Source organism: Streptomyces sp. NPDC007872, assembly GCF_042868165.1.
Classification (GTDB): domain Bacteria; phylum Actinomycetota; class Actinomycetes; order Streptomycetales; family Streptomycetaceae; genus Streptomyces.
In genome coordinates, this window is the sequence record NZ_JBIAEA010000007.1 from 349,770 (window position 1) to 376,174 (window position 26,405).

The following is a 26,405-nucleotide window of genomic DNA, read 5'->3' on the forward strand; positions in this document are numbered from 1 at the left end:
CGAACACCAGTCCGGCCATCGTGCCCGGGTGACCGGAGCGCGTCCGGTTCGTTGATGCCGACGCGGGTCGGCGGGCGTGCAGAGGAAACGTCTTTGCACACCGCCGGCCCCGAGGAAGACGGCGTCGACGGTTCGGAGTTCTCCATGGGATGGGCGCGGAAGCTCGTGGCCGCGGTCGCGGGTGCGGTGATGGGCGCGGGCCCGCTCGGGATCGCACCGGCGCACGCGGTCGTCGGCGGCCGGGAGGCCCGGCCGCACCAGTACCCCTTCATGGCCGGGCTCGTGGACCTGAGGGAGCGCCGGGTGATGTGCGGCGGGGCGCTGATCGGCGACCGGTACGTGCTGACCGCCGCGCACTGCCTGACGGGCTCGTACGGCAGCACGGCGCGGGTGGGGGTGCTGCTCGGCGACCACGACCTGACCGCCGGGGACGACAGCCCGAACGCGCTGCTCGCGACCCCGGCCCGGTTCCTGACGCACCCGGAGTACGACCCGGAGACGCAGCGGAACGACATCGCGCTGATCCGACTGTCCGAGCCGGTCGCGGCCGGCCGGGACGTCAGCCCGGTCGCGCTCCCCGGCGCGTACGCGCACGGCACCTTCGACCACACGCAGGTCGAGGCCCCGGGCTGGGGCGCCACCTCGTTCGGCGGGCCCGCCTCCGACGTCCTGCGGACGGTGACCCTCGGCACCATGAGCAACAGCACGTGCGCCTCCCGGGGCATGTCCCGGGTGACGCCCGCCCAGCTCTGCACGTACGCCCCCGGCCGCGACACCTGTCAGTACGACTCCGGCGGCCCCCTCGTCCACACGGCGTCCCGGAAGCCGTACCTGGTGGGCCTGGTCTCCTACGGGCGCGGCTGCGCCACCGACACCCCCGCCGTGAACACCCGCGTCCGGTCGTACCTCACCTGGATCGAACGGGTCACGGGGATGCCGGTCCGCGCCTCATGAGGGCGGTGTACAGGAGCAGGGAGGCGGCGAGGCCGACGGCCCAGCCGTAGTCGGCGAGCGGCTCGAGGAGGGGGATCAGGCCGTCCTCGGGGAACGGGCCGGTGCCGGGGGCGGAGTGGGAGCCGCCCACGGCGAGGACCCCGCCGACGGCGAAGGCGAGGACGGCGACCGGGTTCCAGCCGCCCCGGTACCAGTAGGGGCCGTCGGCCCGGTAGAGCCCGCCGAGGTCGAGGACGGTGCGGCGCACGAGCCAGTAGTCGGCGATGAGGATGCCGGCGACCGTCCCGAGGAGACCGCCGACCAGACCGAGCCAGGTGAAGATGTAGAGCTCGGGGGTGGCGGTGAGCTTCCACGGCATGATGACCACGCCGACGACGCCGGTGATCAGCGCGCCCGTGCGGAAGCCGATCAGCTTCGGGGCGAGGTGGGCGAGGTCGTACGCCGGGGAGACGACGTTCGCCGCGATGTTCACCGACAGGGTGGCCACCAGGACCGTCACCAGGGCGAAGAGGAGTCCGAAGACGTTGTCGGTCTTGGCCGCGAGGGCGACCGGGTCCCAGACGGGCGCCCCGTACACGGCCTGCGAGCCGGAGGTGACGAGCACCGAGAGCAGCGCGAAGAGGGTCATGGTGGTGGGAAGACCGAGCGTTTGTCCGCGTATCTGAGCGCGCTGGCCCGCGCCGAAGCGGGTGAAGTCGGGGATGTTCAGGCTGAGGGTGGCCCAGAAGGCGATCATGCCCGTCAGGGACGGGAAGAAGACGGGCCAGAAGTCGGCGCCCCAGCCCAGCTCCGAGGGCTGGTCGAGGAGCGGGCCGAGGCCGCCGGCCTTGGCGGAGACCCAGGCGAGGAGGACGAGCGCGCCGACGATGACGAAGGGCGCGGCCCAGTTCTCGAAGCGGCGCAGGGCCTCCATGCCGCGATGGATGATGGCGAGTTCGAGGGCCCAGAAGAGGACGAAGCAGAGCCACAGGGTCCAGGGCTGACCGCCGACGCGGGAGACCTCCGACCAGCCGCCGAAGACCTTGTCGAGCAGGATGAAGACGCCCTGGCCGCCGATCCAGGTCTGGATGCCGAACCAGGCGCAGGCCACCCCGGCGCGGATCAGCGCGGGCAGGTTGGCGCCGCGCAGCCCGAAGGAGGCGCGGGCGAGGACGGGGAAGGGGATGCCGTACTTGGGTCCGGCGTGCCCGGTGAGCAGCATCGGGAGGAGGACGATCACGTTGGCCAGGGCGATCGTGAGGACGGCCTGCTTCCAGTCCATGCCGAGGGCGACGAGACCGGAGGCGAGCATCCAGGAGGGGATGTTGTGGGCCATGCCGACCCAGAGGGCGGTGAAGTTGTACGTGGTCCAGCGGCGCCGTTCGACGGGGACGGGGAGCAGGTCGTCGTTGACGAAGCGGGGGTCGGCCGGGACCGTGCCGGGCGCGAGCTCGACACGGCCGTCGGTTATGGCGGGTCTTCCCGTGGGAGTGGTGGCGGTCATGGCGGCGGAGCCCTTCGTTCGTTCGGCGGGGGACGGAACGAGCTGTGCGGGGCGTGGGGTCCGGGAGGGGCGCGGGGGTCGGTCGCTACGGGGTGAGCGCCGGGATGACGTCCGAGCCGTACGCGTCGATCGTGGACTCCTTGGCGTCGTGCATCGCGTACACCGCGAACTGGTCCACGCCCATGTCGCGGAGCCTCCGCAGCTTCTCGACGTGGGCCTCGGCCGGGCCGAGGAGGCAGAAGCGGTCGACGATCTCGTCGGGGACGAAGTCGGTGGAGGGGTTCCCGGCGCGGCCGTGGTGGGAGTAGTCGTAGCCGTGCCGGTTCTTGATGTACGCGGTGAGCTCCTCCGGGACCATGCCCGAGTGCTCGCCGTACTTCTCCACCAGGTCGGCGACGTGGTTGCCGACCATGCCGCCGAACCAGCGGCACTGGTCCCGGGCGTGGGCCGGGTCGTCACCGACGTACGCGGGGGCGGCGACGCAGATCGTGAGGGCGTCGGGGTCACGGCCCGCGTCGGTCGCGGCCTGCCGGACCGCCTTGACCATCCACTCGGTGAGGAAGGGATCGGCGAGCTGGAGGATGAAGCCGTCGGCCTTCTGCCCGGCGAGGGCCAGGGCCTTGGGGCCGTACGCCGCCATCCAGACCGGCAGCTTTCCGTTCTTGATCCAGGGGATGCGGATCGGGTTGCCGTCGACCTCGGCCTCGCGGCCCTCCGCCAGGTCGCGGATGGCGTCGATGGCCTCGCCCAGGCGGGCCAGGGTGTTGGGCCTGCGGCCCGCGACGCGCATGGCGGAGTCGCCGCGGCCGATGCCGCAGACGGTCCGGTTGCCGAACATGTCGTTGAGGGTGGCGAAGGTGGAGGCGGTGACCTCCCAGGTGCGGGTGCCCGGGTTGGTGACCATGGGGCCGACGTGGAGCTTGGTGGTGTGCTCCAGGATCTGGCTGTAGACGACGAAGGGTTCCTGCCACAGCACGGCGGAGTCGAAGGTCCAGCCGTAGCGGAAGCCGTTGCGTTCCGCCCGGCGCATCAGGCCGACGACCTGCGAGGCGGGCGGGTCGGTCTGCAGGACGAGTCCGAAGTCCAAGGCACGGTCTCCTAGTTCAGGTATTGACAGGTGGAGCGGGGGGTGAAGACCCCGTGCCCGGCGCGGCCGACGTACTTCCGCTGGTCGATGACGACCTCGCCCCGCGAGAGGACCGTCTCGACCTGCCCGGTGACGGTCCTCCCCTCGTACGCCGAGTAGTCGACGTTCATGTGGTGGGTCTCGGCGGAGAGGGTCTGCGTGGCGTGCGGGTCGTAGACGACGACGTCGGCGTCCGCGCCGGGCGCGAGCGTGCCCTTCTGCGGGTGGAGGCCGAACATCCTCGCCGGCGTCGCGCAGGCGATCTCGATCCAGCGGCGCCGGGAGATGTGCCCGTCGACGACGGCCTGGTGGAGGAGGTCCATGCGGTTCTCCACCCCCGGCAGGCCGTTGGGGATCTTGGAGAAGTCGCCCCGGCCGAGGTCCTTCTGGCCGGTGAAGCAGAAGGGGCAGTGGTCGGTGGAGACCACCTGGAGGTCGTTGGTGCGCAGGCCCCGCCACAGCGCCGCCTGGTGCTCCTTGGGCCGCAGGGGCGTGCTGCACACGTACTTGGCGCCCTCGAAGTCCGGCTCCGCGAGGTTGTCGGTGGACAGGAAGAGGTACTGGGGGCAGGTCTCGCCGAAGACCGGGAGCCCCTTGTCCCGGGCCGCCGCCAGCTCCGCCACCGCCTCCTGGGCCGACACGTGCACGACGTAGAGCGGGGCGCCCGCCACCCGGGCGAGCTGGATCGCCCGGTGGGTGGCCTCCGCCTCCAGGAGGGCCTTGCGGACCTCGCCGTGGTGGCGGGGATCGGTCTCGCCCCGGGCGAGGGCCTGTTCGACGAGGACGTCGATGGCGATGCCGTTCTCGGCGTGCATCATGATCAGCCCGCCGTTCTCGGCGGAGCGCTGCATGGCGCGCAGGATCTGCCCGTCGTCGCTGTAGAAGACGCCGGGGTAGGCCATGAAGAGCTTGAAGGAGGAGATCCCCTCCTGGACCAGCTTGTCCATCTCCTTGAGCGTGTGCGCGTTGACGTCGGAGAGGATCATGTGGAACGCGTAGTCGATCGCGCAGACGCCGTCGGCCTTGGCGTACCAGGTGTCGAGCCCCTCGCGCAGGGTGCGGCCCACGGTCTGGACGGCGAAGTCGACGACGGTGGTGGTGCCGCCCCAGGCGGCGGCGCGGGTGCCGGTCTCGAAGGTGTCGGAGGCGAAGGTGCCGCCGAAGGGCAGTTCCATGTGGGTGTGGGCGTCGACGCCGCCCGGGATGACGTAGCGGTCGGTGGCGTCGATGGTCCGGTCGGCGGTCCAGCCGGCCGCCGCGTCCGAGCCGTGGGCCGCGAGGGCGGCCACGCGGCCGTCCTCGATCAGCACGTCGGCGTGGACCTCGTCGGCGGCGGTGACGACCAGGCCGCCCCGGATGAGGGTACGGGTGCTCACGGGACTCTCCCTGTCACTGGGGCGGGACTGCGGGGCGGCCGGCGGGGACTACAGGGACCGGAGGGCCGCTTCGAGGAGCGCGGCGCCCTCCTCCGCCTCGGAGACGGTGAGGGAGAGGGGCGGGGCGACGCGCAGGGTGCTGGTGTCGTGCCCGCCGCCCTTGCCGATGAGCAGGCCGTTCTCGCGGGCGGCCTCCAGGACGGCGGCGGCCGCGTCCGGGTCGGCGCGGTCGGTGCCGGGCTCGGTGAGTTCGATGCCGATCATGAGGCCCCGGCCGCGCACCTCCCGTACGGCGGGGACTCCGGCGCACGCGGCCCTGATCCGTTCGATCAGGAGGCCGCCGACCCGGCGCGCGTTGCCCTGGAGGTCGTGCTCCAGGAGGTACGAGAGGTTGGCGAGCCCGGCGGCCATGGTGACGGGCGAACCGCCGAAGGTGGAGATGGAGTTGGCGTCGAGGCAGTTCATGACCTCGGCGCGGGCGACGACCCCGCCGATCGACATGCCGTTGCCGATGCCCTTGGCGAAGGTGAGGATGTCGGGCGGCCCGGCCTGGCCGTGGGCCTGCCAGCCCCAGAAGTGCTCGCCGGTGCGGCCCCAGCCGGTCTGCACCTCGTCCGCGATCCACAGGATGCCGTGCCGGTCCAGGACGCGGCGGAAGGCGGCGTACAGGCCGTCGGGCGGGGAGGTGAAGCCGCCGACGCCCTGGATGGGCTCCGCGATGAGGGCGGCGACGTTCCGGGTGTGCCCGAGGAGGTCTTCGAGGTCGGCGACGCAGGCCTCGACGAACCGCTCGTCGCCGTACTCGGCGTAGGGACCGCGGGTGCGGACGCCGCCGTGCACGTAGAGCGTCTGGAGCGGGGAGAGGCCGGTGGGCGACCAGGCGCGGTTGCCGGTGATGCCGACGGTGGAGAAGGAGCGGCCGTGGTAGCTGTTGCGCATCGCCAGGAGCTGGTTCGAGCCGCGGTACGCGGTGGCCAGGAGGAGCGCGGTGTCGTTGGCCTCGGTGCCGGAGGTGGTGAAGAAGACGCGGGCGTCCGGGATGCCGGAGAGCCCGGCGATCCGCTCGGCCAGCTCCACCATGGGCCGGTTGAGGTAGAGCGTCGAGGAGTGGATGATCCGCCCGGCCTGCTCGGCGACGGCCTTGGTGACCTCGGGCAGGGCGTGGGCGGTCATGGTGGTGAGGATGCCGCCGAAGAAGTCGAGGTACCTGCGCCCCTCGGCGTCCCAGACGTGGCGGCCCTCGCCGTGGGTGATCTCGATCGGGTCGCGGTAGTAGAGGGCGACCCAGTCGGGGATGACGGCCTTGTGCCGGTCGTAGAGGTCGTTCACGGCTTCACCAGCCCTTCGTAGGCGTCGGGGCGGCGGTCCCGGTAGAAGGCCCACTGCTGCCGGACCTGCTCGATGAGGCCGAAGTCGAGGTCGCGGACGACGAGTTCCTCGGCCTTGTCGGAGGCGACGTCGCCGACGAAGCGGCCGCGCGGGTCGACGAAGTAGCTCGTGCCGTAGAAGTCGTTGTCGCCGTACTCCTCGACGCCGACGCGGTTGATGGCGGCGACGAAGTACTCGTTGGCGACGGCGGCGGCCGGCTGCTCCAACTGCCAGAGGTGGGCGGAGAGGCCGCGGTGGGTGGCGGACGGGTTGTAGACCAACTGGGCTCCGTTGAGTCCGAGTTCGCGCCAGCCCTCCGGGAAGTGGCGGTCGTAGCAGATGTAGACGCCGACCTTGCCGACGGCGGTGTCGAAGACCGGCCAGCCGACGTTCCCCGGGCGGAAGTAGTACTTCTCCCAGAAGCCCTTGACCTGGGGGATGTGGTGCTTGCGGTACTTGCCGAGGTAACTGCCGTCGGCGTCGATCACGGCGGCGGTGTTGTAGTAGAAGCCCTCGCCCTCGACCTCGAAGACGGGGACCACGATCACCATCCCGGTCTCGCGGGCGAGGTCCCGCATCCGGCTGACGGTCGGGCCGTCGGGGACGGGCTCGGCCCAGCGGTAGTGCTCGGCCTCCTGCACCTGGCAGAAGTAGGGGGCGTTGAACACCTCCTGGAAGCCGATCACCCCGGCACCCTGGCGGGCGGCCTCCCGGGCGTGCTCCTCGTGTTTGGCGATCATGGATTCGGTGTCGCCGGTCCAGGTCGCCTGGACGAGCGCGGCGCGTACGACGTCGGACATGAGCTGCTCCTTCGGCACGGCGTCAGAGAGCCTCTACGCACGTAGACGCGGTGCGTAGGAGGAGAACGTAAGCCCCGTCACACCCCGGAGCAAGACCGCCGCCGGGAACCGACCGGGTCGATCATGTTTCATACCCGACTGGTCCACATCGGACACGTACCGACACGCGGGGGCGCGTACGGGGAAGATCCCCGGCCCGTACGGGCTCGGGCGCCCCGGTCAGCCGGTCGCCAGGCCCGCCACGCGGAGGGCGTGGAGGAGGTCGCGCTCGCGGGTGGCGGACACCGCCCGTGCCGCGTGGAGGAGTTGGGGGACGAGGCCGCGCGGATCCGCGCCCGCGAGGCGGGCCGCGTCCTCGGGGGCGCGGACGCGGACGAAGGCGGTCAGGAGGGCGTGGGCCTCGCGGTGGTGCTCCTCGGCGCGCAGGGCGGCGCAGGCCCCGGCCAGCTCCTCGACCGGGCGGGCCACCCCCTGGCGGAGGAGCTGCTCGCAGTCGGCCGTCCGGCCCGCGTCCGCGAGGACGCCGGCGACGGCGGCGAGCCGGTCGGGCGGCAGCGAGGCCGCCTCCCAGAGCAGGGTGGACCAGTCGGCGCCGAGTCCGGCCCGGTGCAGTTCGTCGGCGAGGGCGGGCAGCCGGGCGGGCGGGCCGCCCAGCGCCTCGCAGAGCAGGACGTGGGCCTCGCCGCTGCGGCCCCGGGCGCGGAGCCTGCGGAGGGCGTAGACGGCGTTCGCCGCGGCACGGGCGGTCTCGGCGGGATCCTCCGCCGGGCTCCCGAGGGGCTTCCCGGCCGGCTCCCCGGTCCCGGCGGCGCCGCCGAAGCGGGCGCCGCGGGGCGCGGCGCCCCCGGCCGGAAGCAGGGGTACGGGCACGGGTACGGGCACGGCCTCCGCCTCCTGCGTCTCGTCGCCCTCCTCCAGCCAGGCGTACCGGGCGCCCCGGGGCCGGCGCTTGACCTTCACGGCCTTGGCGGCCCTTTCCGTACGCTCCGGCCCGGCCGGGGAACCGGGGATGGCCGGGGAGCCGGAAGCAGTCGGACAGCCAGGTGCGGCAGAGGAGTCGGGCACGAAGGACGCGGTCGGCGCGGGCGCCGCGGCGGGCGCCGGGTACGGCCCCGGATCCGGCACCGGAGCGACGGCCGGAGCCGTCACGGCCCGCCCCCGTTCCCGTTCCCGTTCCCGTCCCCACTCCCCCGCCCCCGCCAGCCGGGCCGTGAGTTCCGCGACCCGGGCGGCGGCCCTGGCCCGGTCGTCCCGGACCCAGGCGAGGTCGCGCTCCAGGCGGGCGGCCTCCTCGGGGCCGGGGGCCGGGACCGCGCCGAGCCGTTCGCCCAGTTCGCGGGCGCGGGAATCGGCGTACCGGCGTTCGCGCTCCAACAGCTCCCGGCGTTCGGCGAGCGCCGCCGCCGCGCCGGGCCCGCGGTCGTGGGCGCCCGCGGCCGCCACGTACAGCGCGCGGCCCCGGGCGGCGAAGGGCCCGCCGGCGGCTTCTCCGGCGTCCTGGAGCAGGGACGAGACGACGTCCCAGGGCAGGAGTTCCACACCGTCGAAGCAGGCGCGCAGGCCCTCCGGGTCGCGTGCGGCGAAGACCCCGTACCAGCCGGCGTCCGGCCGGAGACGGGCCGCGAGACCCGTCAGCCAGTGGGTGAACTCGGCGACTTCCGCCGGGTATCGAGTCACCGTCATGCGTCACGCACCTGCCCCGCAGTCGACTGGAACCGTACGGTCCGCGGGTATTGGACCGCAGTCGTGTTACGGGACGACTACGGACCGTTTTCGTGCGGGTGCCCGCCCCCTCGCGGGCCTCACGGGAAGCGCACGACGATCCCGGTGTGCGGCCGCTTGCCGAGCCGGAAGAGCGTGGCCGGCACGTCGAGGAACCAGAACTGCCAGGTGTACTTGCGCAGGAGCAGCTTCCGGACGCGGCGCAGCTCCTCCCCCGTCACGAGGCGGGCCTCGCCGGTCACGCGCTCGGCGCCCTCGGGGACGTTGCCGCGCACGTCGCAGACGGCGGCCACGACCCGGGGGTCGTTCCGCAGCCGCTTGACCTTCCAGGAGTCGGTGCGGGTCCAGGCGTACAGCTCGGAGCCCTCCACCGCGTACCAGACGGGCGTCGCGACCCCCGTGCCGTTCTTGCGGAAGGTGGTCAGACTGACGTAGCGGCCGCGCCGCAGCTCCTCGGGAATCATGCCCGGAGCCTAAGCCCGGCGGGCGTCCGGCCCCTCAGACGGGGACCGGGACGCAGAGCGTCACCAGTTCGTCCATGGAGAGCCGGAGGACCCCGGCGAGGGCCGCGACGGTGAAGAAGGCCGGGGTCGGGGCCCGGCCGGTCTCGATCTTGCGGAGGGTCTCGGCGGAGAGGCCGGCGGCCGCCGCGATCTCGGCCATGGACCGCTCGCCGCGCGCCTCGCGCAGGAGCAGGCCCAGGCGCTCGCCGCGCTCGCGCTCTTCGGGGGTCAGGGGTGTGCGCACCATGGCGCCATTCTAATACCGGTATAGTAATTGGCATGGTGGAGATCAAGACGAACGAATCCCTGGCGGCCATGCGCGAGAGCGGACGGGTGGTGGCCCGTGCCCTGGCGGCCGTGCGGGAGAAGGCCGCGCCCGGCGTCCGGCTGACGGAGCTCGACCGGGTCGCGCGCGAGGTGCTGGCCGGGGCGGGCGCCGACTCGCCCTTCCTCGGCTACCACCCGGAGTGGGCGCCGGTGCCGTTCCCGGCGGTGGTGTGCGTCTCGGTGAACGACGCGATCGTGCACGGCGTCCCGGACGACACCCGGCTCGCGCCGGGCGACCTGGTGTCCGCGGACTGCGGGGCGCTGCTCGGCGGCTGGGCGGGCGACTCGGCCGTCAGCTTCACGGTCGGCCGGGCCCGGCCGGAGGACGCCCGGCTGATCGCCACGGCGGAGGAGGCCCTGGAGGCCGGCATCGCGGCGGCCGTCGTCGGCAACCGGATCGGGGACGTCGCGCACGCGATCGGCCGGGTCTGCCGGGCCGCCGGCTACGGCATCCCGGACGGCTTCGGCGGGCACGGGATCGGCCGCACCATGCACGAGGACCCGGGCGTCCCCAACGAGGGGCGCCCGGGCCGGGGCATGAAGCTGCGCCACGGGATGACGCTCGCGATCGAGCCGATGCTCGTCGGCGGCGGCACGGACGACTACTACACGGCGCGGGACGGCTGGACGATGCGCACGGCCGACGGCTCGCGCGCCGCCCACGCCGAGCACACGGTGGCGATCACGGACGACGGCCCGCGCATCCTGACGGCGCTGTAGGGGCCTCCGGACCGCCCCGCGGGAAAGCCGCCTACCTCCCCGCCGGCCGCACCACCATCGCGGAGCCCCCGCCCCGGCGGACCTTCTCCGCGGCGGCCAGCCAGCGGCCGTCCGGCAGGCGCTGGACGCCGGTCGCGGCGCCGATCTCGGGATTCTGCCGGAAGCCGTGCCCGATCGCCTCCAGTTCGGCGCGGACGGGGCTGTTCCACAGGCCGGGTTCGAGTTCGGTGGTGGCCTGGTTGCGCTGGCTGGCGCGCGGCGCGGCGATCGCCTCGACGAGCGGCAGGTGCCGGTCGACGACGCCGGTGAGGGTCTGGAGGACGGTGGTGATGATGGTCGCGCCGCCCGGCGAGCCGAGCGCGAGGACGGGCCTGTCGTGCCGGTCGAGGACGATCGTCGGGGAGATCGAGGAACGCGGCCGCTTGCCGGGTCCGGGCAGGTTCGGGTCGTGGACCGCCGGGTTCGCCGGGGCGAAGGAGAAGTCGGTCAGCTCGTTGTTGAGCAGGAAGCCCCGGCCGGGCACGGTGATCCCGCTGCCGCCGGTGGACTCGATGGTGAGGGTGTACGCGACGACGTTGCCCCACTTGTCGGCCACCGTCAGGTGGGTGGTGTTCTCGCCCTCGTACGTGGTCGGGGCGGCGGTCCCGCCGGGGGCGCACGGCGCCGGGTCGCGGGGGTCGCCGGGCGCGAGCGGGCTGGTCAGGGCGGCGTCGTCGCGGATCAGGCAGGCGCGGGAGTCCGCGAACCGCCGGGAGAGCAGGCCGCGCGTCGGCACGGACTCGAAGGCCGGGTCCCCGACCCAGCGGCCCCGGTCGGCGAAGGCGATGCGGCTGGCCTCGACGAACCGGTGCAGGTAGCGGGTCTGCGAGGCCCGGGAGAGGTCGGTGCCCTCCAGGATGTTGAGCGCCTCGCCGACGCTGGTGCCGCCGGAGGAGGAGGGGGCCATGCCGTAGACGTCGAGGCCCCGGTACGAGACCTTCGTCGGCGCGCGGAACACGGTCCGGTACGACGCCAGGTCGCGTTCCGTCAGGTCGCCGGAGCGGACGTTCCGGGTGGCACCGGGGCGGACCGGGGGCTTGCGGACGGTACGGACGATGTCCCGGGCGAGCGGCCCCTCGTAGAGCGCCCCGGCGCCCTCGCGGCCGAGCTTCTCGTACGTACGGGCGAGGTCGGGGTTCTTGAAGCGGGAGCCGACCTCGGGCAGTCGCCCGCCGGGCAGGAAGAGCCGCGAGGTGGCCGGGAAGTCGCGGAAGCGGGCCTCGTTGGCGGCCGTCTGGGAGCGGAAGGTCTCGTCGACGGTGAAGCCCTCGCGGGCGAGCCGCTCGGCGGGCCGGAGCAGGGCGGAGAGCCGCTTGCTGCCCCAGGCGTCGAGGGCGGACTCCCAGGTCGCCGGGGTGCCGGGGGTGCCGACGCCGCGGCCGCTGGTCATGCCCTCCTCGAACGGGATGGGGGCGCCGTTCTCCACGAAGAGGCGTGCGTCGGCGGACCGGGGCGCGGTCTCGCGGCCGTCGATCGTGTGCACGGAGCGGCTCTTCGCGTCGTAGTGGACGAAGTAGCCGCCGCCTCCGATGCCGGCCGAGTAGGGCTCGGTGACGCCGAGCGCGGCCGCGACGGCGACGGCGGCGTCGACCGCGTTGCCGCCCTCGCGGAGCACCTCGATCCCGGCGGCCGAGGCGTCGGCGTCGACACTGGCGACGGCGCCGCCGTATCCGGTCGCGACGGGCTCCTTGAGGGGTGGCTTCGCCACCGCCGCCGGCGGCGCGGCGGCACCCATCGAGAGGACCGTCGCCGTGACGGCGAGAACGGAGACCTTGCCAGCGGCGGAGCGACGCATTCGTACCTCCAGTCAACAACCGTCCGCGCAGCGTAACTTCCTCCGCCCCCTCCCGTCAGGAACGCCTCGAACGACAGGCCGAACGGCCGCTAGCATGCGCGCCCATGAACGAAGACGTGCGCAACATCGTGCTCGGGGTGCTCGCCACCGGTGTCAGTGCCTCCCTCGGCTGGCTCGGCCGCACGTACGGGTGGCGGCGGAGGCTCCGCCGCAAGCAGGCGTTCTTCGGCCTTCCCGGGGGCTCGGAGTGCCTGCTCGTGGTCAACAGGGAGTCCGGCGGGGACAACGTGGTGCACCGCTACGACGTCTTCGCGCTGCTCGAACTCTCCGCGCTCGTCAAGGACTGCGGGGCACAGGCCCGCATCCTGCCGCACGACCGGGCCCACCAGGGCTTCGGCGACCGCACGGAGTTCTGCGTGGGAGGGCCGTACTCGAACAGGCGCATGGCCGCCCACCTCACCACCCTGCTGCCGGGCGTGCGGATGAACGTGGACGTCGAGCCGCCCGAGCTCCGGGGCTCGGTCACGATCGGCGGCGAGCGGTACCTCATGGAGAAGGGACTGTCGGAGTACGTGCTCCTGGCCCGGCTCACGGCCGGGGAGGACCACCGGCCGGTCTTCCTCTTCTGCGGCCAGCGGGCGATCACCAACCAGGCGGCGACCCGCTACCTGGCCCGCCACCACGAGGCCCTGAGCAGGCGTCACCGCGACGACTCGTTCGTCCTGCTCCTGAAGGTGGTCAACTCGGAGGCGTACGGCCCCGACGTGGTCGAACTGGTGGCCGACGTGACGCGCGCGGCCCGCACGGCTCCCCCGGCTTCCGGATCCCCCGCCGCCGAACCGGCGGCGACGGCCTGACCGGGCGGGGCCCGACGGGGTGAAGACGTCACCATCATGACAGGTCAGGGGCGTTTTTCGTAGGACCGAACGCACAGTTCGCGAGCCTTGTCCGGTCCCTCCTCCGGCTTCCAGAATCGCCGTCATGAATCACTCCGGGAACATCAGTCAGAACATCGATCAGGACGCGGTCCTGCGGGCGAGGACGATGCTGCTCGGGTCGGGGCGGCTCGGCCTGCCCCAGGAGGTCGAGGCGTACCGGGTCCTCGCGAAGGTGAGCCCGGCGGCCTATCTGCCGAAGCTCGTCCGAGCGCTGGTCTCGTACGGGCACGAGGTGGGGCGCCGGCGCGGCCCGGAGCGGGAGGTGGTGCTGCACGCGGAGGCCGCCGACGCGGCCCGGCGGATCGGCGCCGACCACCCGAGGAGGGTGGAGCTGCTCCGCGCCGCCCTGGGGGCGTACGAACGCACGCTCTTCGAGCTGGGACGGCGGGCCGAGGGGCGCGCGGTGTGCGGGGAGATGGCCGAGGCCGGGCGGATCGCCTTCGCGCGCGGGCAGGTGGCGTACCCGGCGTACGGAGGCGACCGGCTGGTGGTCGTGCTGGCCGAGGAGGGGCGTCACGGGGAGGCGGCGGACCTCCTGGCTCGGAACGCCGGCGCGGAGCCGGGAGTCTCCTTCTGGTCGGCGGTCGAGCGGACGGCGGAACTGGAGGCGGCCGGCCGGCGCGAGGAGGCGGTGGCGGTCTTCACCGGGCTCGTGGACGACACGCGGCGGAAGACGGAGAGCGACTCCACCGCACTGGCCCACCTGGTGTGGGAACTCGTGCACCGCTCCCGGATGCTGGACGCCGCCGGACGGCACGGGGAGGCCGGCGCGGACCGGCGGGAGGCCCTGGCGGTCCTCGACCGGCTCGCGGAGTCGGGCGAGCCCAGGAGCTGGAGCAACATCCTCTCCTTCTGGACCACCCTGTACGCCCTGTCGGCCCGGACGGCGGAACCTCCCGCGACCCCGGAGGCCCCGGCGCCGGCGTTCGGCACCGACCTCCTCCGCTGGTCGCGGGACGTGCGGAAGGCCTACTTCGACACCATCCCCGTCCTGGAGGCCGAGGCCGTGCGTCCGGCCGGGGAGGGGCACCCCGCCGGACCGACGACCGCGCACCACCGGCTGACCGCGCGCTCCGCCCTCCTGAGGGAGAGCCGCACCCATCTGATCGAGGAGCCGCTCCGGCCGCTCTTCGACGAGGAGGTGGCGCTCGCCCGGCGTTCGGCGCGGGAACTCCCCCGGGCCCTGACCGACCGGGCGATGTTCCTCATCGCCGTCAAGCGGTACGGGGAGGCCCGCGCGGACTTCGCGGAGGCCGTGGGTCTGCTCGACGGCGCCGACCGGACGCCAATCGTTACCGGCACGTAACTTACCGGGGAGTTACCTCCGGTAAGCCCCCGCCGTTACCGTCGGGTCACTTTCACTGCCCCCCATCGCCGACCACCCATCGGCGTCCCCAGTGAGGAGTGCCCCGTGCGCACATCCCTGGTCCTCGCCGTCTCGGCCGCGCTCGTGGCCGGGACGGCCCTCGGGCTCGCCCCCGCCGCCCAGGCGGCTCCGGTCGCCGAGACCGCCGGCTCGGCCGGCATCCGCTTCGTCGACATCCCCGGCGAGGGCGGCACCGTCCTCAAGGCGAACGTCCTCACCCCCGCCGGGTCCGCGCCCGGCGCCCGCCATCCCCTGATCGTGCTGCCCACCAGTTGGGCCATGCCCCAGATCGAGTACCTCGTCCCGGCCCAGAAGCTCGCCGACTCCGGCTACGTCGTGGTGAGTTACAACTCGCGCGGCTTCTGGCAGTCCGGCGGGGAGATCGAGACCGCCGGCCCCAAGGACGTCGCCGACGCCTCCAAGGTGATCGACTGGGCCCTGGCCAACACCGCCGCCGACCCCGACCGCGTGGGCATGGGAGGCGTCTCGTACGGCGCCGGGATCAGCCTGCTCGCCGCCGCGCACGACCCGAGGGTCAAGGCCGTCACCGCGCTCAGCGGCTGGGCCGACCTCATCGAGTCCATCTACAGCGGCCGGACCCAGCACCTCCAGGCCGCCGCCCTGCTCGGCGGCGCCGGCTACCTCACCGGCCGCCCGGGCCCCGAACTCCAGCAGGTCCTGGGCGACTTCCTCTCCTCCAACCTGGCCAGGGAGGGGGACATGATCGCCTGGGGCGCCAAGCGCTCCCCGGTGACGTACCTGGACCGCGTCAACGCCAACGGCGCCGCGATCATGCTCGGCAACGCCTGGGGCGACACCATCTTCCCGCCCAACCAGTACGCGAGCTTCTACGAGAAGCTCACCGGCCCCAAGCGCCTGGAGTTCCGCCCCGGCGACCACGCCACCGCCGAACTGACCGGCCTCTTCGGGCTGCCCAACGACACCTGGACCAACGCGCAGCGCTGGTTCGACCGCTACCTCAAGGGCGCCGACAACGGCATCGACCACGAGCAGCCCGTCCAGCTCAAGACCCGCTCCACGGGAGCCTACGAGGGCTACCCCGACTGGAAGTCCGTCAACGCGAACCAGAGGAAGTTCGACCTCGGCGGTACGCAGCGGGTGTGGGCGAACGTCGACTCGGGCGCCAACGGCGGGGTCACCCTGCTCACCAACGCCCTGGACCAGTTCCTCCGCACCCCGCCCGTCGTCTCCGTCCCCCTCCTCCCCCGCTCCTTCGCCGGCGTCTGGCAGTCCGAGCGGTACGACGCCCCGCAGCGGGTGCGCGGCACGGTGGAGGTGCACACCACGGTCGCCTCCACGAAGGAGAGCGGCACCCTCGTCGCGTACCTCTACGACGTGGGCCCGCTCGGCGTCGGCAAGCTGGTCACCAACGCCCCGTACACCTTCCACGGCAAGACGCCCGGGCAGCCGTTCGCCGTCGACCTGGAGCTGTTCTCCACGGCGTACGACGTGCCCGCCGGGCACCGGCTCGCGCTGGTCGTCGACACCGTCGACCCGCTCTACATCGAGCACAACCCGACCGGCGCGCAACTGACCTTCTCCTCCCCGGCCGCCGACCCGTCGTACGTGTCGGTGCCGCTGCGGAAGGAGTGATCTCCGGCTGCCGCCGGGCGGGTGCGGCTCGTACCCGTCACCGCCGTCCCGGCGGCGGCCCTCCCGGTCCGGCCGGAGCGACGTCCGCGGCCTTCGTCCTCGGGTCGCGGCGCTCCCGCCGGGCCACCCAGGTGGCGCACCAGGAGAGCAGCATGCACATCCCGATGTAGATCGGCGAGATGACGAGCACGACGGGGATGAACGGCAGGTCGTAGTCGAGGTTGGACGCGATCAGTTTGCCCGCGTGCAGGAACTCCTCGTAGGTGATGAGGAATCCGAGCGAGGTGTCCTTCAGGGCCACCACCAACTGGCTGATGATGGCGGGGAGCATCGCGCGGACGGCCTGGGGCACCAGGACGTGGGTCATCACCTGCGTCTTGCGCATTCCGAGCGCGTACGCGGCCTCCCCCTGCCCCCGCGCGACGGAGTGGACGCCGGTGCGGAACACCTCGGCGAGCACGGAGCCGTTGTAGAGGGTCAGTCCGGCGACCAGGGCGGGCAGCGGCTGGACCTTGAGCGCCACGAAGACGAAGAAGATCATCACGAGGACGGGCATGGCGCGGAAGAACTCCACGAACAGGGTGGAGATCCAGCGCAGGACGCGGTGTTCGGAGAGGCGCCCGCAGGCCAGGAGGGCGCCGAGGGCGAGCGAGAGGACCGACGCGCAGGCGAAGGCCTTCAGGGTGTTGCCGAGCCCCCTGAGCAGCAGTTCCTGGATGCCCTCGTAGAGGAAGGGCGACCACTTGGCGGAGGTGAACTGGTCGGTGTCGAGGAGGAGGTACAGGATCCAGCCGGCCAGGGCCAGGATCACGACGGTGGAGGCGATGCCGTAGAGGAGGTGGCGCCGCCGGGCGCCGGGCCCGGGGACGTCGTAGAGGGCGGTGGACTCGGTGGTCATCGGGCGACTCCCCAGCGCTTCTCCATGACGTGGAAGAGGGCGCTGATGGTGAGGGTGATGATCAGGTATCCGACGGCGATCCAGACGAAGGTCCAGACGATGTTGTAGCCGAGTTCGCTCAGCGTCTTGTAGGTGCCGAGGAGTTCGGTGACGCTGAACGCCCCCGCGATCGCCGAGTTCTTGGCGAGGGCGATCAGGGTCGAGCCGATGGGCGGGATGACGCTGCGGAAGGCCTGCGGCAGGACGACCGTGCCGAGGGTCTGGACGAAGGTCATGCCCAGGCTGCGGGCAGCCTCGCCCTGGCCGCGCGGCACGGTGTTGATGCCGGAGCGCAGCACCTCGCAGACGAAGGCCGAGGTGTAGCAGCCGAGGGCGAGGACCGCGAACAACTGGAAGGGCAGGACGAGTCCGAAGCGGGGCAGTCCCAGCATGACCGCGAAGAAGAGCAGGGTCAGCGGGGTGTTGCGCAGGACGGCCACCCAGACCGTGCCGAAGACCCGGAAGGAGCCGACGGGCGCGACGCGGAAGGAGGCCATGACGAAGCCCAGGACGAGGGCGAGCGCCGAGGCGTAGACGGTGAGTTCGACGGTGCCGAGGAACCCCTTTCCGTAGAGCGAGAAGTTGTCGGTCAGGACGTCCATGTCGGGAGGCTCCTCCGGTTCAACTCGCCGGATAGCGGTCGATGGCGGGCGGCGGCGGGGCGGGGACCCCGGAGAGGCCGAGGGTGGCGTCGTACGCCTTCTTCCAGTCGCCGTTCTTCTCGTGGGCGGCGATGGCGTCGTCCAGGGCGAAGCGCAGGGCGTTGTCGCCGCGCGGGACGCCGATGCCGTACGGCTCCTCCGAGAACGGCTTCCCGACCACCTTCAGCTCGTCGGGGACCTTGGCGGCGTAGCCGAGCAGGATCGTGTCGTCGGTGGTGACCGCGTCGACCTGGTAGGTCAGCAGGTTGTCCACGCAGGCGGAGTACGTGTCGTACGCGACGAGTTCGGCCTTCGGGTGGTCCTTCTCGATCCGCTGGTACGGGGTGGAGCCGGCGGCCGAGCAGACCCGTCTGCCGTCCAGGTCCTGGGGGCCCCGGATGTCCTTCTCGTCGGCGCGGACCAGGAGCGACTGGCCGGCCCGGTAGTAGGGCCCGGCGAAGCCGACGAGCTTCTTGCGGTTGTCGTTGATGGTGTACGTGCCGACGTAGTAGTCGATCTGGCCGTTCTGCAGGGCGGTCTCTCGGTTGGCGGAGGCGATCGTGCGGAACTCGACGCGGGCCGGGTCGAAGCCGAGGGAGGCGGCCATCATCCTGGCGATCTCGATGTCGAAGCCGGAGTAGCGGCCGGAGGCGGGGTCCTTCTCGCCCATGTAGGGCTGGTCCTCCTTGACGCCGACGACGAGCCGGCCGCGCTTCTTCGCCCGGTTCCAGGTGGGCGAGTCGGGCAGGGTGAAGTCCGACCGCACCTGGTAGACGGGGAGTTGGCCGGGCTTCGGGCCCTTGACGGGCGGGCTGCCCTCGCGGCCGCAGCCGCCGAGCGCCGCCGTGGCGGCGAGCAGCAGGGCGAGCGCGGCCAGGATCCGGTGCGTACGCTGCATGGTTCCCACCCGGTCAGTGCTTGAGGATCTTGGAGAGGAAGTCCTTGGCGCGCTCGCTGCGCGGGGCGGTGAAGAACTCCTCCGGCGTGCGGTCCTCGACGATCCTCCCGTCGGCCATGAAGACGACCCGGTTGGCGGCGGAGCGCGCGAAGCCCATCTCGTGGGTGACGACCACCATGGTCATGCCCTCCCGGGCCAACTGCCGCATGACCTCCAGGACCTCGTTGATCATCTCGGGGTCGAGCGCGGAGGTCGGCTCGTCGAAGAGGAGGGCCTTGGGGTCCATGGCGAGGGCGCGGGCGATGGCCACGCGCTGCTGCTGGCCGCCGGAGAGCTGGGCCGGGTACTTGTCGGCGTGCGCGGCGAGTCCGACCCGGTCGAGGAGTTCGCGCGAGCGCCGGTCGGCCTCCTCCCTCTTGCGCTTGCGGACCTTGATCTGCGCGAGGGAGACGTTCGCGAGGACGGTCTTGTGCCCGAAGAGGTTGAAGGACTGGAAGACCATCCCGACCTCGGCCCGCAGTCGGGCGAGCTCCTTGCCCTCCTCGGGGAGCGGCCGCCCGTCGATGAGGATCTCGCCCGACTCGACGCTCTCCAGGCGGTTCATCGCCCGGCAGAGGGTGGACTTGCCGGAGCCGGAGGGACCGATCACGACGACGACCTCCCCGCGGCCGACGGTGAGGTCGATGGACTGGAGGACGTGCAACGTGCCGAAGTGCTTGTTGACGCCACGCAGTTCGATCAGCGGATCGTCGACGGCCATACGCTGCCCTGCCCCCTTTCTCAGCGGTGTCGCGGTCCACGCAAACTATCCACCGGAAAAAGGACTTCAGGGACGACACGCACCAAACGGCAATAAGCCGTATTTACTGCGGAAGGGTGGCGCCGACGGGGGTGCGCGTCAGTACTCGGCGGCCTCCGCGTACACCTGGGAGAGCTGCGGCGCGCCCGTCATCGCCCAGTCGAGACCGGCCTCGACGACCTGGATCTCCCGGCCGGAGGCGAGCCGCACCACCGGGCCGCCGCCGGGCCGCATCTGCCAGCGGGCCGCCGGGACGTTCCGGACGATCACCGTGCCCAGGTAGAGCCCGGCGTCGTTCCCGAACCAGGGCAGCTCCTCCGGGTCGTCCCGCCAGTCGGGCGGCAACTGGTCGAGCGCCTGGAGCGAGCGCGGGGTGTCGTCGAGCGCCACCCCGGCCTCCGCGACCCGGGTGCGCAGCAGCTCGCACTCGGCGAACAGCTCGGCCATCCCGTCCGGGGCGCGGTCGAAGGCGGCGGTCGCCGGGGAGACCGGGGAGTCGGGGCGGTGCCGCTTGCGCCAACTGTCCAGAAACGGAATGTTCATCCGAACAGCGTCGCACCGGCACCTCCCGGTCCACCACTCGGCGCGCGGAGATCGTTTCGGGGCCTCCGCGCCGCCGGACAGGCCCTAGACGTCGAGGTCGACGACGACGGGGGCGTGGTCCGAGGCGCCCTTGCCCTTGCGCTCCTCGCGGTCCACGTAGCTGTCCGTGACCGCCTCGGCGAAGGGCTTGTTGCCGTAGACCAGGTCGATGCGCATGCCCCTGTTCTTCGGGAAGCCGAGCTGGCGGTAGTCCCAGTAGGTGAAGGGGTGGTCGTACTTGAGGGGGCGCGGGACCACGTCGCGCAGGCCGGCCTCGCGCAGGTCCGCGAGCGCGGCCCGCTCCGGCTCCGTCACGTGCGTGGCGCCCTCGAAGACGGTGATGTCCCAGACGTCCTCGTCGGCCGGTGCGATGTTGTAGTCGCCGAGGACCGCGAAGGGCCTGTCCCCCGCCGCGTCCTGCGCGACGGCCGCCCTGAGCGCCTCCAGCCAGCGCAGCTTGTAAGCGTAGTGCTCGTGGGCCACCTCGCGGCCGTTCGGCACGTAGACCGACCAGACGCGGACCGGGCCGCAGGTCGCGGAGACCGCCCGGGGCTCCTGCGCCCCGTCGTACTCCGGGCCGCCGGGCAGGCCCGTGACCACGTCGTCGAGGCCGACGCGGGAGAGCAGTGCGACGCCGTTCCAGCGGCCCGTGGCGTTGACCGCCGACTCGTAGCCCAGTGCGCGCAGCTCCTCGGTGGGGAACTGCTCGGCGGTGCACTTGGTCTCCTGGATGCACAGCACGTCGGTGCCGCTGCTCTCCAGCCAGGCCAGGAGGCGGGGCAGCCGGGCGGTGATCGAGTTGACGTTCCAGGTGGCGATGCGCATGGACGCCAGCCTACTGGCGGGCACCGACAACGGCCGTTCGCCGGTGCTCAGATCTCGGTGGAGTTCCCGGGGGCGAGGCGGGAGTGGTCGGTGCCGCCGAGCTCCCCGATCTGACGGTCGTAGATCGGCCGGGCGAGGTCGGTGAGGAGGGCGTCGTGGATGTCGTACGCCCGGCGCGGCTTCAGCTCGCGCACGTAGTCGATGACCTCGGAGATCTTGTTCCAGGGGGCCATGACGGGGAGCAGCAGGGTGTCGACGGGGTGGTCGGGCACGGTGAGCGCGTCGCCGGGGTGGAAGACGGAGCCGTCGACGAGGTAGCCCACGTTGGTGATGCGCGGGATGTCCGGGTGGATCACCGCGTGCAGCTCGCCGTGGACCTGGACGTCGAACCCGGCGGCCGTGAAGGCGTCGCCGTGGCCGACGGTGTGCACCCGGCCGGGGAAGGCCGCCGAGATCCGTTCGGCGACGCTGCGCAGCGTCCAGATCTCGGCGGCCGGGTTGGCCTCCAGGGCGGTCCGCAGCCTGCCCTCGTCGAAGTGGTCGGCGTGCTCGTGGGTGACGAGCAGCGCGTCGGCCCCGAGGGCCGCGTCCTCCTCGGTGAACCCGCCGGGATCGAGGACGAGCGTCCTTCCGTCCTTTTCGAGGCGGACGCAGGCGTGGGACTTCTTCGTCAGCTTCACGCCACCAGGCTACGCCGGGGGCGTGGTCTCCTCCGCGATGACGCGGGCGACGACGCGCAGGGCGGTCTCGGCGGCCGGAAGGCCGCAGTACACGCCCGCGTGGAGCACGATCTCGCGGATCTCGTCGGGCGAGAGGCCGTTGCGGAGGGCGGCCCGGGTGTGGTCCGCGAGGGCCTCCCGGTGGCCCCCGGCGAGGAGGGCGGTGAGGGTGACGGCGCTGCGGACGCGCCGGTCGAGGCCCTCGCGGCTCCAGACCTCGCCCCACTCGTACCGGTTGACGAGCCCCTGGAGGGCCCCGTCGGGGTCCTCGGCGAGGGCCCGGTCCACCTGGGCGTCGCCGAGCACCTCGCGGCGCAGCCCGAGTCCCTTCTCGTACGGGTCGGGGCGCCCGTCCCCGGCGGGCTCGGCGGCCGGGGCGGGGGCCGCGGGCTCGGCGGCGGGCGCCGGTCCCGCGGGGTGCGGCGGCACGGTCAGGGTGCCGCTGGTGTCCTGGGCCGTCCCGGCGAAGTGGTCCAGGAGCAGGTCGGTGACGGCGGCGGGCTGCTCGACGGGGGCGAGGTGGGAGGCGCCGGGGACGACGGCGAGCCGGGCGTCGGCGATGCCGGCGACGAGGGTGCGGGCCTCGGCGGGCCCGGTGACCTGGTCCTCGGAGCCGACGAGCACGAGCGCGGGGACGCCGATGCGGCCGAGGGCCTCGCGGACGTCGAAGACGGCGAGGGCCTCGCAGGCGGCGATGTAGCAGGCGGGGTCGGTCGTACGGACCATCTGCACGGCCCAGTCGACGATGGCGGGCTGCGCGCCGGCGAAGAGCGGGGTGAACCACTGCTCGGGGGCGGTGCGGGCCATCGGCTCCAGACCGTTGGCCCGCACGATGACGCCCCGCTGCCGGAACTCGTCGGCGGTGCCGAACCGGGGCGAGGTGGCGACCAGGGCGAGCGAGGCGACCCGGTGGGGCGCCCGCAGCGCGAGGTCGAGCCCGACGGCCCCGCCGAGGGAGCAGCCCGCGTAGCCGAAGCGCTGGATCCCGAGCGCGTCGAGGGTGGCCAGCAGCCGGTCGCCCAGCTCGGCGACGGAACCGAAGGGCTGCGCGGGCGCGCCGCCGTGCCCGGGGAGGTCGAAGCGCACGATCCGCCAGTCCCGCGCGAGCTCGGGGATCTGCCGGTCCCACATGTGGAAGGTCGTGCCCAGGGAGGGCCCCAGGACCAGGACCGGCGCGTCCTCTCGCCCGTCGACGCGGTGCTGCAGGGTGTTCGGTGGTGTCTCGCTCACCCGCTAGACCCTCTCATCTCTCACGCGCTCCCACATCGCCGGGTCGAACCTAGCGGCTCCTGCCCCCGGGCGGGGGCCGGATCCGGAACCGGCCGTCCTCGCCGGGAGTCCGGAGAAGGCACCCGCTCCGCACGGTCTCGGCGCCGGTGACGACTCCGGTGCGCCTGCCGGTGTCCGGGCGCGTGCCGATCTCGTTCCGCGGACCGGGGCGGTCGCCGGATTCGTATGATCTGGCGGTGAGGATCTGGACGGAGCACCCCGCCAGGGCGGACGTCGAAGCCGTCGTCCGCCGCTACTTCGGCCTGCTCCGGGCAGGGAGGGTCCCCGAGGCCGAACAGCTCATCGATCACCACCCGGTCCGTCATGTGCTCAAGTCGCTGTGGACCGGATCCGTCGAAGCGGGTGCCGACGGGGACGAGGCGGACGGAAGCCCTGCCGCCGACGGGTGGGAACAGGATCTGTCCTGGCTCGGCGCGCTGGATCTCGCGGACTTCCACTGGGGCCGCACCGACAGCCACGTCTACGTCGAGATCACCTGCTGCGCGCGGGTGATCGAGGTGGCACTGGGCTTCCGGGTCAGGCCCACCGACGCCGGCTGGGTCGTCACGGGGCCGGCCACGTACTGGTAGGGCACGTGGAGGAACAGGACGGTCCGGGTGTCGGCGCGCCCCTCCCGCCGGCGGCACCGGACGACCGGGGCGGCTCTCCGTGGGCGAGGGAGACGGCTGCGGCCCTGACGAGGATGTCGTCGGGGCCGGGGACGGCACACGGTCACCGGACCGACGTCCGGGTGGAGTCGGTCCGGAAACCCGGGCGATCCTCCGGCGTCCCGTCCGGCAGACTCGCCGCGCGGTGAGCGGGGGTTCGAGAGCGCCCTTCGCGAGGTCGACCGGACGGGCTTCGACCACGGCCGCGCGGGCGCCGTGGCGGAGCGGCGGGCCCTCGGCGCCCGTCTGACGGCCGCGCTCGCCCCGGTGTTCGAGGCGGCCCGGCCCCGGTTTCCGGGACAGCCCTAGGGGCCGGGCTCCGTGGCGTTCCAGGCGTCGTGGGCGTCGGTCAGCGGGACCAGTTCCCCGCCGGGCACGGCGAGCCGTACGGTTCCCGGGTCGCCGAGCCGGTCGGGCGGCTCGTGGCCGGCCACGGCCGGCCAGGGCGCCCAGCGGGCGTTGCGGGCGGCCCACCGGGCCAGCCGCGCCAACGGCCAGGGTCCGTCGACGGGCCGGTGGTCGTAGGCGATCAGCCGGCCGCGGGCGCGGGTGGCCACGACGAGGCCCTCGACCTTCAGGACGGTGCCCGCCGGGCCCGGGTGCTCGCGCAGCCGTACGTCGCTGACGTGGCCGATCTCGCGGCCGTCGCGGTCCCGGACGCGGGCTCCCATCAGGTCAGCCAGACGCATGGCCGGCCCCCGGGAGTCGTCCGACGAGGTTCTCGCGCGTCCAGTCCTCCAGGGCGTGCACCCCGGCGTTCTCCTCCGGCAGGTCGACGCGGACCACCGCCCCGATGCCGGTGACGCGGCCGAAGTCCAGTCGGGCCGGGCCCTCGCCCTCGCCGACGCTCAGGCGCCGCTGCACCGCGGCGAGCCACCGGGCCGCCTTCCCGCCCAGGCGCGGCGCGAGCGCGGCCGGTCCGACGAGGACGGCGGTGACGCGAGGGGGGCCGTCGGGGTCCGGCTCCAGCTCCAGGTCGTCGACCTTGCACACCGGCCGGTCGTCCCCGTCGACGACCTGCCGGTCCAGGAGGTGGAAGCGGGCGCTGTAGGCGCGCCCCGCCCGCCGCTCCTCCGGTCCGGGCCGGTTCTCGTCGCGCGCGTTCTCGTCCTCGTCGGGCATCACAGGCCTGCCTTCGTCGCGATCATCAGCGGGATGGCGGCCACCGCCGCCACCAGGACGACGACGAGGTACAGGCCGCCCATCAGGTTGGCGAACCTGCCGTTCCTCGCCTCGCCCATGTACTCCGGGTCGTTGGCCACCACGAGGATGGGGAGGTAGGTCAGCGGCAGCGCGACCGCCGCGAAGACCAGCGAGTACTCGGTGACCATGACCGGGTCGACCCCCGTGAGGACCAGCATCGTGCCCGCCACCAGGGCCACGATCACCACGGCGTGGAACCGCGACGCCGTCCGGGGGGCGGCCGTCTTCCCCCAGGTCCAGCCGAAGTACTGCGCCACGGTGTAGCCCGAGGACAGCGCCGTCTCCAGGGCCGCGCCGAACGTCGCCGCGAAGACGCCGATCAGGACGAGGCCCAGCCCGAGCTTCCCGAGGGCGTAGCCCACCGGGAGCACGACCTGGGACAGGTGGTCCACCGCGATCCCCGCCGGGTGCAGCAGCAGCGCCGCCGCCGTCATGATCGACAGGGCCAGGAGCCCGCCGAGGGGGAAGCCGAGGAAGACGTTGATCCGGGCCGTGGTCAGGTCCTTGCGCTTCCACTTCTCCTCGATGCCGCCGGAGGAGAAGAAGAACACCTCGTACGGGGTCATGGCGCTCGCGAACAGGGCGATGGCGTAGTAGAAGTACGTCGGCAGGCCCTCGCCGCCGGGGACCTCGGGGTGCGTGACCCGTTCGAGGACGGAGCCCCAGGAGGGGTCGAGCCGGAAGACGGCGACCACGAAGACCACCAGGGCGAGGCCGGCCAGGCCGAAGACCCGTTCCATGGTCTCGAACCGGGTCCGCCAGATCACCAGCCAGACCGCGAGGCCCACCAGCGGGACCCACAGCAGGTGGGCCACGGAGCTGATCAGCTCGATCGCGAGCGCCACGCCCGCGAGTTCCGCCGCCAGGGTCAGTCCCGTGACGAGGAGCGAGCCCACCAGGTTGGCGAGGGCCGTCCGCGGCCCCAGCCGCTCGCGGACCAGGTCGAAGGTGGGGCGTCCGGCGACGGCGGCGACCCGGCCCGCCATCTCCGCGTACACGCAGATGCCGACCACGCCGACGAGGAGCACCCAGACCAGGGAGAAGCCGAACCGGGCGCCCACGAGGGAGGAGGCGACGAGGTCGCCGATGTCCACGAAACCGCCGATGGCGGTCAGGATGCCGAGGGTGACGGCCAGGAGGCGTTTCACGACGACATCTCCTCCTCGAACCCCTCCAGCCGCTCGGCCGCCCCGCGCAGTCGCCCGGTGTGCTCCGCCAGTTCGCGCACCTCGCCGCGGCGGGCCCCGATCCGTACCTCCGCCAGCGCGTCCGCCGCGTCGTCGAGGAGGGTGCCGAGGCGTTCGCGCACGGCGTCGGCCGCCTCGCCCGGCGGCTGCCGGGACTCGAACGTCCCCTGCGCGGCGAGCAGGTCGGTCTCCGCCTCGCCGAGCAGCACCGACACGTACGGGCCGGTCAGCCGGCCCTTTCCGGCCGCTTCCACCGCGAGGCGGGCGGTGGACACCGCCGAAGCCGCGGCCTCCGCGGTGTTGGCCGCCTTGTGCCGGTAGTCCTCGTCCGAACGGGAGGACCCCGCGCACCCGGCCACCGCCGCTACGACCACGAGCGTCACCGCCCCGAAGGCCCCCGGCCGCCGTCCCCGTACCCGCACCGGCGTCCTCATCGGCCCCTCAGCACGAAATAGGCGCCCACGGCGAGCAGCAGCCCGAGCTGCGCCCACGCCGCGAGCAGCACCAGACCCTGATCCACGGGCATCACCCCATCACAGACGAAGG

Annotated in this window: 27 protein-coding genes; 6 read left to right on the forward strand and 21 right to left on the reverse strand. The window is 72.9% G+C overall.

Annotation, left to right across the window (positions count from 1 at the left end; genetic code table 11):
• Positions 1 to 93 precede the first annotated feature (93 nt).
• The gene (locus tag ACFYNX_RS25495) at positions 94 to 954 is read left to right on the forward strand and encodes a serine protease (RefSeq protein WP_388664394.1); all 861 of its coding nucleotides are present in this window, start codon (positions 94 to 96) and stop codon (positions 952 to 954) included.
• Here the strand turns inward: ACFYNX_RS25495 and ACFYNX_RS25500 are convergent.
• From ACFYNX_RS25500 to ACFYNX_RS25535, 8 genes are all read right to left on the reverse strand, one after another.
• On the reverse strand, positions 926 to 2,437 hold the full coding sequence (locus tag ACFYNX_RS25500; protein WP_388664396.1) for an NCS1 family nucleobase:cation symporter-1: 1,512 nt from the start codon (positions 2,435 to 2,437) through the stop codon (positions 926 to 928). The two genes, ACFYNX_RS25495 and ACFYNX_RS25500, sit on opposite strands and share 29 nt — an antisense overlap.
• Positions 2,438 to 2,522: 85 nt before the next feature.
• A complete protein-coding gene (locus ACFYNX_RS25505) occupies positions 2,523 to 3,524 on the reverse strand; it encodes a TIGR03842 family LLM class F420-dependent oxidoreductase (protein ID WP_388664398.1) in 1,002 nt (333 codons plus the stop codon).
• 11 nt (positions 3,525 to 3,535) lie between these two features.
• The gene (gene hydA / locus ACFYNX_RS25510; protein ID WP_388664400.1) at positions 3,536 to 4,939 is read right to left on the reverse strand and encodes a dihydropyrimidinase; all 1,404 of its coding nucleotides are present in this window, start codon (positions 4,937 to 4,939) and stop codon (positions 3,536 to 3,538) included.
• 48 nt (positions 4,940 to 4,987) lie between these two features.
• Positions 4,988 to 6,268 (reverse strand): aspartate aminotransferase family protein, encoded by a 1,281-nt coding sequence (locus tag ACFYNX_RS25515; protein WP_365540415.1) that lies wholly within the window; start codon positions 6,266 to 6,268, stop codon positions 4,988 to 4,990.
• Complete coding sequence (locus ACFYNX_RS25520) at positions 6,265 to 7,107, reverse strand: nitrilase-related carbon-nitrogen hydrolase (RefSeq protein WP_388664402.1); 843 nt, start codon at positions 7,105 to 7,107, stop codon at positions 6,265 to 6,267. Before ACFYNX_RS25520 ends, ACFYNX_RS25515 begins: the two co-directional genes overlap by 4 nt.
• Before the next feature lie 219 nt (positions 7,108 to 7,326).
• Positions 7,327 to 8,790 (reverse strand): UL36 very large tegument protein, encoded by a 1,464-nt coding sequence (locus tag ACFYNX_RS25525; RefSeq protein ID WP_388664404.1) that lies wholly within the window; start codon positions 8,788 to 8,790, stop codon positions 7,327 to 7,329.
• A gap of 119 nt (positions 8,791 to 8,909) precedes the next feature.
• The gene (locus ACFYNX_RS25530) at positions 8,910 to 9,293 is read right to left on the reverse strand and encodes a PPOX class F420-dependent oxidoreductase (protein ID WP_125663001.1); all 384 of its coding nucleotides are present in this window, start codon (positions 9,291 to 9,293) and stop codon (positions 8,910 to 8,912) included.
• 34 nt (positions 9,294 to 9,327) lie between these two features.
• Positions 9,328 to 9,579, reverse strand: coding sequence for a helix-turn-helix domain-containing protein (locus tag ACFYNX_RS25535; protein ID WP_388664406.1), 252 nt, complete (start codon positions 9,577 to 9,579; stop codon positions 9,328 to 9,330).
• A gap of 32 nt (positions 9,580 to 9,611) precedes the next feature.
• Between ACFYNX_RS25535 and map the strand changes: the two genes are divergently transcribed.
• Entirely contained in the window at positions 9,612 to 10,379 is a 768-nt protein-coding gene (gene map / locus ACFYNX_RS25540) for a type I methionyl aminopeptidase (protein WP_388664408.1), read from the forward strand.
• A 31-nt stretch (positions 10,380 to 10,410) separates the two neighbouring features.
• Here the strand turns inward: map and ggt are convergent, their stop codons facing one another.
• Positions 10,411 to 12,213, reverse strand: coding sequence for a gamma-glutamyltransferase (gene ggt / locus ACFYNX_RS25545; protein ID WP_388664410.1), 1,803 nt, complete (start codon positions 12,211 to 12,213; stop codon positions 10,411 to 10,413).
• Between the two features lie 104 nt (positions 12,214 to 12,317).
• On the opposite strand from ggt, the gene ACFYNX_RS25550 reads away from it, so the two are divergent.
• The 3 genes from ACFYNX_RS25550 to ACFYNX_RS25560 all read left to right on the forward strand — a co-directional run bounded on the left by ACFYNX_RS25550 (position 12,318) and on the right by ACFYNX_RS25560 (position 16,131).
• A complete protein-coding gene (locus ACFYNX_RS25550; RefSeq protein WP_365540420.1) occupies positions 12,318 to 13,070 on the forward strand; it encodes a hypothetical protein in 753 nt (250 codons plus the stop codon).
• 124 nt (positions 13,071 to 13,194) lie between these two features.
• A complete protein-coding gene (locus ACFYNX_RS25555; protein WP_388664412.1) occupies positions 13,195 to 14,457 on the forward strand; it encodes a hypothetical protein in 1,263 nt (420 codons plus the stop codon).
• 105 nt (positions 14,458 to 14,562) lie between these two features.
• On the forward strand, positions 14,563 to 16,131 hold the full coding sequence (locus ACFYNX_RS25560; protein ID WP_388664414.1) for an alpha/beta fold hydrolase: 1,569 nt from the start codon (positions 14,563 to 14,565) through the stop codon (positions 16,129 to 16,131).
• A 37-nt stretch (positions 16,132 to 16,168) separates the two neighbouring features.
• Here ACFYNX_RS25560 and ACFYNX_RS25565 read toward each other — a convergent pair whose 3' ends face one another.
• The 8 genes from ACFYNX_RS25565 to ACFYNX_RS25600 all read right to left on the reverse strand — a co-directional run bounded on the left by ACFYNX_RS25565 (position 16,169) and on the right by ACFYNX_RS25600 (position 22,762).
• Positions 16,169 to 17,029, reverse strand: coding sequence for an amino acid ABC transporter permease (locus ACFYNX_RS25565; protein WP_125663018.1), 861 nt, complete (start codon positions 17,027 to 17,029; stop codon positions 16,169 to 16,171).
• On the reverse strand, positions 17,026 to 17,670 hold the full coding sequence (locus ACFYNX_RS25570; RefSeq protein ID WP_365540424.1) for an amino acid ABC transporter permease: 645 nt from the start codon (positions 17,668 to 17,670) through the stop codon (positions 17,026 to 17,028). The genes ACFYNX_RS25565 and ACFYNX_RS25570 overlap by 4 nt, the downstream gene beginning before the upstream one ends.
• Positions 17,671 to 17,689: 19 nt before the next feature.
• Positions 17,690 to 18,607 (reverse strand): glutamate ABC transporter substrate-binding protein, encoded by a 918-nt coding sequence (locus ACFYNX_RS25575; RefSeq protein ID WP_388664417.1) that lies wholly within the window; start codon positions 18,605 to 18,607, stop codon positions 17,690 to 17,692.
• 13 nt (positions 18,608 to 18,620) lie between these two features.
• Positions 18,621 to 19,367, reverse strand: a complete 747-nt coding sequence (locus tag ACFYNX_RS25580; protein WP_365540426.1) for an amino acid ABC transporter ATP-binding protein — start codon at positions 19,365 to 19,367, stop codon at positions 18,621 to 18,623.
• 138 nt (positions 19,368 to 19,505) lie between these two features.
• The gene (locus ACFYNX_RS25585; RefSeq protein WP_388664419.1) at positions 19,506 to 19,949 is read right to left on the reverse strand and encodes a DUF6278 family protein; all 444 of its coding nucleotides are present in this window, start codon (positions 19,947 to 19,949) and stop codon (positions 19,506 to 19,508) included.
• Between the two features lie 84 nt (positions 19,950 to 20,033).
• Positions 20,034 to 20,813 carry an exodeoxyribonuclease III gene (locus ACFYNX_RS25590; RefSeq protein ID WP_388664421.1) on the reverse strand — a complete coding sequence of 260 codons (780 nt, stop codon included), beginning with the start codon at positions 20,811 to 20,813 and terminating at the stop codon, positions 20,034 to 20,036.
• Between the two features lie 47 nt (positions 20,814 to 20,860).
• Positions 20,861 to 21,493: an MBL fold metallo-hydrolase gene (locus ACFYNX_RS25595; protein WP_388664423.1), complete on the reverse strand. Its 633-nt coding sequence runs from the start codon at positions 21,491 to 21,493 to the stop codon at positions 20,861 to 20,863.
• 9 nt (positions 21,494 to 21,502) lie between these two features.
• The gene (locus ACFYNX_RS25600) at positions 21,503 to 22,762 is read right to left on the reverse strand and encodes an alpha/beta fold hydrolase (protein WP_388664425.1); all 1,260 of its coding nucleotides are present in this window, start codon (positions 22,760 to 22,762) and stop codon (positions 21,503 to 21,505) included.
• Positions 22,763 to 22,998: 236 nt separating this feature from the next.
• On the opposite strand from ACFYNX_RS25600, the gene ACFYNX_RS25605 reads away from it, so the two are divergent.
• Positions 22,999 to 23,391 carry a hypothetical protein gene (locus ACFYNX_RS25605; protein ID WP_388664427.1) on the forward strand — a complete coding sequence of 131 codons (393 nt, stop codon included), beginning with the start codon at positions 22,999 to 23,001 and terminating at the stop codon, positions 23,389 to 23,391.
• 383 nt (positions 23,392 to 23,774) lie between these two features.
• On the opposite strand, the gene ACFYNX_RS25610 is transcribed toward ACFYNX_RS25605, so the two are convergent.
• From ACFYNX_RS25610 to ACFYNX_RS25625, 4 genes are read right to left on the reverse strand one after another with little or no spacing between them, the layout of a single operon-like run.
• Positions 23,775 to 24,158, reverse strand: a complete 384-nt coding sequence (locus ACFYNX_RS25610; RefSeq protein WP_388664429.1) for a hypothetical protein — start codon at positions 24,156 to 24,158, stop codon at positions 23,775 to 23,777.
• Entirely contained in the window at positions 24,145 to 24,591 is a 447-nt protein-coding gene (locus ACFYNX_RS25615; RefSeq protein ID WP_388664431.1) for a hypothetical protein, read from the reverse strand. The genes ACFYNX_RS25610 and ACFYNX_RS25615 overlap by 14 nt, the downstream gene beginning before the upstream one ends.
• Positions 24,591 to 25,820: an NRAMP family divalent metal transporter gene (locus tag ACFYNX_RS25620; RefSeq protein WP_388664433.1), complete on the reverse strand. Its 1,230-nt coding sequence runs from the start codon at positions 25,818 to 25,820 to the stop codon at positions 24,591 to 24,593. Before ACFYNX_RS25620 ends, ACFYNX_RS25615 begins: the two co-directional genes overlap by 1 nt.
• Complete coding sequence (locus ACFYNX_RS25625) at positions 25,817 to 26,293, reverse strand: hypothetical protein (RefSeq protein ID WP_388664435.1); 477 nt, start codon at positions 26,291 to 26,293, stop codon at positions 25,817 to 25,819. The genes ACFYNX_RS25620 and ACFYNX_RS25625 overlap by 4 nt, the downstream gene beginning before the upstream one ends.
• Between the last annotated feature and the right edge of the window lie 112 nt (positions 26,294 to 26,405).

Bases quoted from the DNA above. Each gene is read 5' to 3' on its own strand.
- ACFYNX_RS25500 (WP_388664396.1), bottom strand. From the start codon at position 2,437: ATGACCGCCACCACTCCCACGGGAAGACCCGCCATAACCGACGGCCGT.
- ACFYNX_RS25520 (WP_388664402.1), bottom strand. From the start codon at position 7,107: ATGTCCGACGTCGTACGCGCCGCGCTCGTCCAGGCGACCTGGACCGGC.
- ACFYNX_RS25525 (WP_388664404.1), bottom strand. From the start codon at position 8,790: ATGACGGTGACTCGATACCCGGCGGAAGTCGCCGAGTTCACCCACTGG.
- ACFYNX_RS25530 (WP_125663001.1), bottom strand. From the start codon at position 9,293: ATGATTCCCGAGGAGCTGCGGCGCGGCCGCTACGTCAGTCTGACCACC.
- ACFYNX_RS25535 (WP_388664406.1), bottom strand. From the start codon at position 9,579: ATGGTGCGCACACCCCTGACCCCCGAAGAGCGCGAGCGCGGCGAGCGC.
- map (WP_388664408.1), top strand. From the start codon at position 9,612: ATGGTGGAGATCAAGACGAACGAATCCCTGGCGGCCATGCGCGAGAGC.
- ggt (WP_388664410.1), bottom strand. From the start codon at position 12,213: ATGCGTCGCTCCGCCGCTGGCAAGGTCTCCGTTCTCGCCGTCACGGCG.
- ACFYNX_RS25550 (WP_365540420.1), top strand. From the start codon at position 12,318: ATGAACGAAGACGTGCGCAACATCGTGCTCGGGGTGCTCGCCACCGGT.
- ACFYNX_RS25555 (WP_388664412.1), top strand. From the start codon at position 13,195: ATGAATCACTCCGGGAACATCAGTCAGAACATCGATCAGGACGCGGTC.
- ACFYNX_RS25565 (WP_125663018.1), bottom strand. From the start codon at position 17,029: ATGACCACCGAGTCCACCGCCCTCTACGACGTCCCCGGGCCCGGCGCC.
- ACFYNX_RS25570 (WP_365540424.1), bottom strand. From the start codon at position 17,670: ATGGACGTCCTGACCGACAACTTCTCGCTCTACGGAAAGGGGTTCCTC.
- ACFYNX_RS25575 (WP_388664417.1), bottom strand. From the start codon at position 18,607: ATGCAGCGTACGCACCGGATCCTGGCCGCGCTCGCCCTGCTGCTCGCC.
- ACFYNX_RS25580 (WP_365540426.1), bottom strand. From the start codon at position 19,367: ATGGCCGTCGACGATCCGCTGATCGAACTGCGTGGCGTCAACAAGCAC.
- ACFYNX_RS25585 (WP_388664419.1), bottom strand. From the start codon at position 19,949: ATGAACATTCCGTTTCTGGACAGTTGGCGCAAGCGGCACCGCCCCGAC.
- ACFYNX_RS25590 (WP_388664421.1), bottom strand. From the start codon at position 20,813: ATGCGCATCGCCACCTGGAACGTCAACTCGATCACCGCCCGGCTGCCC.
- ACFYNX_RS25610 (WP_388664429.1), bottom strand. From the start codon at position 24,158: ATGCGTCTGGCTGACCTGATGGGAGCCCGCGTCCGGGACCGCGACGGC.
- ACFYNX_RS25615 (WP_388664431.1), bottom strand. From the start codon at position 24,591: ATGCCCGACGAGGACGAGAACGCGCGCGACGAGAACCGGCCCGGACCG.
- ACFYNX_RS25625 (WP_388664435.1), bottom strand. From the start codon at position 26,293: ATGAGGACGCCGGTGCGGGTACGGGGACGGCGGCCGGGGGCCTTCGGG.